This is a genomic window from Vibrio sp., from assembly GCF_047973365.1.
Taxonomy (GTDB): Bacteria; Pseudomonadota; Gammaproteobacteria; order Enterobacterales; family Vibrionaceae; genus Vibrio.
In genome coordinates this window covers 1-6,484 of record NZ_JBKEBW010000161.1, presented here as the reverse complement: position 1 = coordinate 6,484, position 6,484 = coordinate 1, and the positions used below count along the sequence as shown (strand labels likewise).

The following is a 6,484-nucleotide window of genomic DNA, read 5'->3' as shown; positions in this document are numbered from 1 at the left end:
TATCCCACCCTCAATCACAGTATTGGTCTGACTAAGTATTGGGCTTTGCGCTATTTTGGACGCTTACCCACCAGTACCGCCGAAACAGATTACGGTTAGTTGTGTACATCTAACTTCCTATGGCTTCCTTCAGACCCCACCGTTAGCCCGTGACGCCCTTGCCATTCGGATTGTCTTCCCCTTAGTCAGGGTGACTCCACTTTCTTTCAAGTGGACGGGTTTGCCAGCTTTGCTGGGCAAACAAAAAAGCGCTCGATGATGAGCGCCTCGTGTTATTCACTCTTTCTGATAAAACTAATTGCGATAAGGCTATTTGTGATACGGCTTAGATAGTTCATGTACCGCTTCAACGAATATTCCAGCGTTCTCTGGCGGAACATCGAGATGAATACCATGGCCTAGGTTGAAGACATGACCTGTGCCGCTATTGCCTGCACTACCATGACCAAAACCTTCCAGAATAGAGGCAACTTCTTGGCGAATACGTTCTGGCTGCGCGTAAAGAATTGATGGGTCCATGTTACCTTGCAGCGCTACTTTATCACCGACGCGCGCTTTGGCATCAGCAATGTTGATGGTCCAGTCCAGACCGACCGCATCACAACCTGTAGCAGCTATGCTTTCCAGCCACATGCCACCGTTTTTGGTAAATAGCGTAACGGGAACACGACGACCTTCATTTTCACGCAGCAAGCCATCAACAATCTTATGCATGTATTGCAGTGAAAACTGGTTGTAATCACGAGGAGTCAATACGCCGCCCCAAGTGTCAAACACCATGACAGATTGCGCACCGGCTTTAATCTGGGCATTTAGGTACTCAATCACACTGTCTGCAAGCTTGTCCAACAACGCATGTAGCGTTGCAGGTTCGGCGTACATCATCTGTTTAATCTTAGTGAAAGCTTTTGAGCTGCCGCCTTCGACCATGTAAGTCGCTAATGTCCATGGGCTACCAGAGAAACCAATTAGAGGCACTTCACCTTTGAGGTCTTTGCGGATTTGGCGTACAGCATTCATCACATACTGAAGCTTACCTTCTGGATCCGGTAGACCAATTTTATCGACATCCGCTTTACAAGTAATAGGACGGTCGAATACTGGACCTTCACCAGCAGCAAAACGTAAACCAAGCCCCATGGCATCTGGGATAGTCAGAATGTCTGAAAACAGAATCGCAGCATCTAGAGGAAAACGACGTAGTGGCTGTAATGTCACTTCAGAAGCAAGCTCTGCGTTTTTGCACAGCGACATAAAGTCACCCGCTTGGGCTCGTGTTGCACGATATTCTGGCAGATAACGCCCTGCTTGGCGCATCATCCATACCGGAGTGCAATCCACTGGCTGCTTCAACAAAGCACGAAGATAACGGTCGTTCTTTAATTCTGTCATTCTGGCTTCCAACTTCTAGGCTTATTTCATTCGTTTTTAGGTAAATGCGTTTTTAGGTAAATGAGTTCTTAGCAAATTAGGCGCGTATTCTATCACTTTTTCCCCTGTAACAGGTTATTGATTTACTTTTACGCCGCAACGCTTTGCAAGCTAGATCATGTTATTAACTTTTAAATCAATGGTTAATTTGCCTACGCACTGAAATCGCGTTTAAAATCTCGTTGCTAGCGAAAACTACAATAATATACGGGTACTGAGTACCCGACATCTCATAACGACATCTTACTTACCCCCTCCCTCACCGGAGGTTTTTTTTTAGCTTGCGGTAAGATGATGGTTCTGTTCAATTGCCCCAACAATCTCTTCAATCAGAGCTCTGGCAATGGTTCCTTTTGGGGCCACGGGTGGTAGTTCATCGACACCGAACCACTGAGCGTCACTCAGTTCTGTATAGTCAGGACGAACTTCGCCGCTTTCATAATCGGCAACAAATGCCACCATCATACTGGAAGGGAAAGCCCAGGGCTGGCTGCCGAAATAGCGGATATTTTTAACCTTGATGCCCGTTTCTTCTAATACCTCACGAGCAACACAGTGCTCCAAGGTTTCACCCACTTCTAAAAAGCCAGCGATCACGGTATACATACCCTCCTTATGACGAGGATGTTGAGCCAGCAAAATTTGTTCGCCTTTGCGCACCGCAACAATCACACACGGGAAGATGCGTGGATAATGCATGGTTCGACAATCCTGACATTGCATTGCCAATTCACGATGGTTGAAATGGTTACGTCCGCCACATTGCGGACAAAAACGCATGGTTTGGGTCATGTGGCCAAATTGAATCGCTCGGCTTGCCGCAAGAAATGTTTGCTCGCTAACCACCAGCAATTCACGCAAAGAAGTCATCGGCAGATCATTATCTATCTCAGATAGATTGAGCCAATACACTGGATACTGATCAATACGATCTATTTCGATCGCCGCGTCAAAAGGTAATCCGAGCTCACTTGCCGTTCCAAATGGAATGGTGCCATCCAGGGTCCAGAGTTCACTTCCTGAGACAACACACCAATAAGCTGATTTAAGGTCACTATTTGTTAACATGCCAACTCCTGTTGCTTGCAGTTCGTTCATTTTACTGGCAATCTAATTTCATACCAGAGTTTGTCTCGATTTGTTTACTCTACATAAACTCTCGTGAAGACAACAGGCTGTATCCTACTCATACAGCGCAATGTGCAAAGGACAGTCTATCATCAGATAGCTCGATCTTGAGGGCATGGTCATGCTAAAAAAATTCAAACAAACCCAAGAACAATGGGGTGGGGCCAGTGAGGTTATTGATCATTGGTTAGAGAAAAGACAGCATGTAGTTGTACAATATTGCAAAATTGCTGCGCTTCAACCTTGTGCTGCTAAAGCCGCGGTTTCAGAACTTCCTTCACCTCAAGAACTTCAATATTTCTGTCAAGATCTTGTCGACTATATTTCAGAAGGTCACTTTAAGGTCTACGACATGGTGATGAACAAGTGGCACTCCACTGGCTTTCAGATCACCGATGATATCCATCAGGCTTACGCTAAAATTGTTGCCACCACCGATCCGCTACTCAATTTCACCGATCAATATGCAGCGGTCAGTGAAGACGATGAGCTTGAGAGCTTCGATAATGATCTGTCTAAAGTGGGGCAAATTTTAGAGTCTCGCTTTGAGCTTGAAGATCATCTGATCCAGCTCATCATTGATAGTCTTTCTATTCCGCCGGGTGCGTAGTTTTAGCTTTTGGTTCTCTGCTATCGGTTTCATACTTTCCTCTAGTTCCCACGCTCCTGCGTGGGAATTCATACTTAACCCTATTAGTCATTCCTATTTTACCGTCATTCCAGCGAAGGCTGGAATCTAAAAGCTGCGATCGCTGAAACCAGATTCTGGATAAATGCTACGCATTTTCCAGAATGACGAATGCTCATAAGCATAAATCACAGGCAATAAAAAAGGCACCTTTCGGTGCCTTTTTTCATATCGATAGTTCTTGCTGATTACTCTTCTGAAGAGAAACCTGCGTTCAGTAGCGCAGCTAGGTTATCTGTAGCTTGCTCTGCTGAAGGACCTTCTTTCTGAGCTTCACGCTTAGATTGACGATCCTGGTGGTACGCAAAACCCGTACCCGCAGGGATCAAGCGACCAACGATAACGTTCTCTTTCAGACCACGTAGGTCATCACGCTTACCAGATACCGCAGCTTCAGTCAGTACGCGCGTCGTTTCTTGGAACGATGCCGCAGAGATGAACGATTCTGTCGCCAGAGACGCTTTAGTGATACCTAGAAGTTCACGTTCGAAACGTGCAGGCTCTTTGCCTTCTGCTTCTAGAGCACGGTTAGCGATCTTAACTTGTGAGTATTCAACTTGCTCACCAGGTAGGAACTCAGAGTCACCTGCGTGAGTAATTGTACACTTACGTAGCATCTGACGAACGATGGTTTCGATGTGCTTATCGTTAATCTTAACGCCTTGCAGACGGTAAACTTCCTGAACTTCGTTAGCGATGTAAGAAGTTACAGCATGAATACCACGCAGACGTAGGATGTCATGTGGAGACTCTGGACCATCTGCGATCACGTCACCACGTTCGATACGCTCACCTTCAAACACGTTCAACTGACGATGCTTAGGAATCATCTCTTCGTAAACATCACCGCTGTCGCGAGTGATCACGAGACGACGTTTACCCTTAGTCTCTTTACCGAACGACACAGTACCTGTGTACTCAGCAAGGATTGCAGGCTCTTTCGGCTTACGAGCTTCGAACAGGTCTGCTACGCGAGGTAGACCACCGGTGATGTCTCGGTTACCGCCAGATTTCTGAGGAATACGAGCAAGAGTATCACCCACATTCACTTCAGCGCCATCTTCGATGTTGACGATCGCTTTACCCGGTAGGAAGTATTGAGCTGGCATATCTGTACCAGGGATCACTACATCGTTACCTTTCTCATCCACAAGTTTGATAGCTGGACGCATATCTTTACCTGCTGCAGGACGAGCGGCTGCATCCGTTACTTCGCTTGAAGATAGACCCGTTAGGTCATCGGTTTGACGAGAAACGGTTACGCCATCGATCATGTCTACGAACTGGATGCGACCTGCCACTTCAGTGATGATTGGCAGTGTGTGCGCTTCCCAGTTAGCCACTGTTTCACCAGCTTCAACTGCGTCGTTATCTGCTTTGCTTAGCAATGAACCGTAAGGAAGTTTGTGCTTCTCTTTGGTACGACCAAATTCGTCAATGATAGTTAGCTCAGATGCACGAGAAGTGATCACCAGTTTGCTATCTTTGTTAATTACGAACTTAGCATTGTGTAGCTTCACAGTACCTGTGTTCTTCGCTTGGATGCTGTTCTCTGCTGCTGCCGTCGATGCAGCACCACCGATGTGGAACGTACGCATCGTTAGCTGTGTACCCGGTTCACCGATAGACTGAGCAGCGATAACACCCACTGCTTCACCTTGGTTCACTAGGTGACCACGAGCTAGGTCACGACCGTAACATAGAGCACAACAACCGAAGTCTGCGTCACAGGTTACTACTGAACGTACTTTAATACGGTCAACAGAGTTGTCGTTTAGAACCTGACACCATTTCTCATCAAGCAGCGTGTTACGAGGAACGAGAACTTCTTCTGTACCTGGTTTCAGAATGTCTTCTGCAACCACACGACCAAGTGCAAGTTCAGTTAGCGGAACTTTAACGTCACCACCCTCGATGTGAGGCATCATGTCCACACCCTCGTGGGTGCCACAGTCGTGCTCATAAACTACTACGTCTTGAGCAACGTCTACTAGACGACGGGTTAGATAACCAGAGTTCGCTGTCTTCAATGCAGTATCGGCTAGACCCTTACGAGCACCGTGCGTTGAGATAAAGTACTGAAGTACGTTTAGACCTTCTTTAAAGTTCGCCGTGATTGGCGTCTCGATGATTGAACCATCAGGACGAGCCATCAGACCACGCATACCTGCTAGCTGACGAATCTGAGCGGCAGAACCACGAGCACCTGAGTCAGCCATCATATAGATGCTGTTGAATGACTCTTGCTTCTCTTCTTCACCGTCACGGTTAATCACCGTTTCAGATGAAAGGTTCTCCATCATCGCTTTTGCTACGCGATCGTTGGTTGATGCCCAAATATCGATCACTTTGTTGTAGCGTTCGCCCGCAGTAACAAGACCAGACTGGAACTGTTCTTGAATTTCGCGTACTTCTTCTTCCGCTTCTGCGATTTCAGTGTACTTAGCTGGCGGTACAACCATATCGTCGATACCAACAGATACACCAGATAGTGCCGCGTATGCGAAACCGGTGTACATGATTTGGTCAGCGAAGATTACAGTGTCTTTCAGACCTAGCTTACGGTACGCCTCGTTTAGTAGGTTAGAGATTTGCTTCTTACCTAGCTTTTGGTTAACGATGCTGTACGGTAGACCAGCTGGCACGATTTGCCATAGCATTGCACGACCGATAGTTGTATCAACCATCTTAGTCTCTGTTGTGCTGTTGCCGTCTTCGTCTACAACTGTTTCTGTAATACGTACTTTAACGCGTGCGTGTAGTTCAGCGGTCTTAGTGCGGTATGCTTTCTCAGCCTCTGCTGGGCCAGAAAGGTACATGCCTTCACCTTTCACGTTGATCTTGTCTAGTGTGATGTTGTACAGACCCAATAGATCGTCCTGTGTCGGTACGAGGTTCGGATCACCTGTTGCTGGCGACAGATTGTTGTTTGGCGACATCATCTGTGTTCGAGCTTGATGCTGTGCCTCTAGTGTTTGAGGTAGGTGAACCGCCATTTGGTCACCATCGAAGTCGGCGTTGTACGCCGCACACTCTAGTGGGTGTAGCTGAATCGCTTTACCTTCGATTAGTACTGGTTCGAACGCCTGGATACCAAGACGGTGAAGTGTTGGTGCACGGTTCAATAGTACTGGGTGTTCGCGGATTACTTCGTCTAGGATATCCCAAACGATCGCTTCTTCGCGCTCTACCATTTTCTTAGCTGCTTTGATTGTCGTCGCCATGCCACGAGTTTCT

4 protein-coding genes are annotated in these 6,484 nt (G+C 47.0%); 1 reads left to right on the top strand and 3 read right to left on the bottom strand.

The features are described 5' to 3' along the window. Positions 1–309 precede the first annotated feature (309 nt). The gene (hemE, locus tag ACK5MF_RS18660; protein ID WP_416924026.1) at positions 310–1,392 is read right to left on the bottom strand and encodes a uroporphyrinogen decarboxylase; all 1,083 of its coding nucleotides are present in this window, start codon (positions 1,390–1,392) and stop codon (positions 310–312) included. 315 nt (positions 1,393–1,707) lie between these two features. Further along, entirely contained in the window at positions 1,708–2,529 is an 822-nt protein-coding gene (gene nudC / locus ACK5MF_RS18655; RefSeq protein WP_416924025.1) for an NAD(+) diphosphatase, read from the bottom strand. Positions 2,530–2,674: 145 nt separating this feature from the next. Between nudC and rsd the strand changes: the two genes are divergently transcribed. After that, positions 2,675–3,169, top strand: coding sequence for a sigma D regulator (gene rsd, locus ACK5MF_RS18650; protein ID WP_416924024.1), 495 nt, complete (start codon positions 2,675–2,677; stop codon positions 3,167–3,169). Positions 3,170–3,435: 266 nt separating this feature from the next. On the opposite strand, the gene rpoC is transcribed toward rsd, so the two are convergent. Continuing rightward, positions 3,436–6,484: DNA-directed RNA polymerase subunit beta' (rpoC, locus tag ACK5MF_RS18645; RefSeq protein ID WP_416924023.1), on the bottom strand; the 3,049-nt coding region annotated here is incomplete at its 5' end.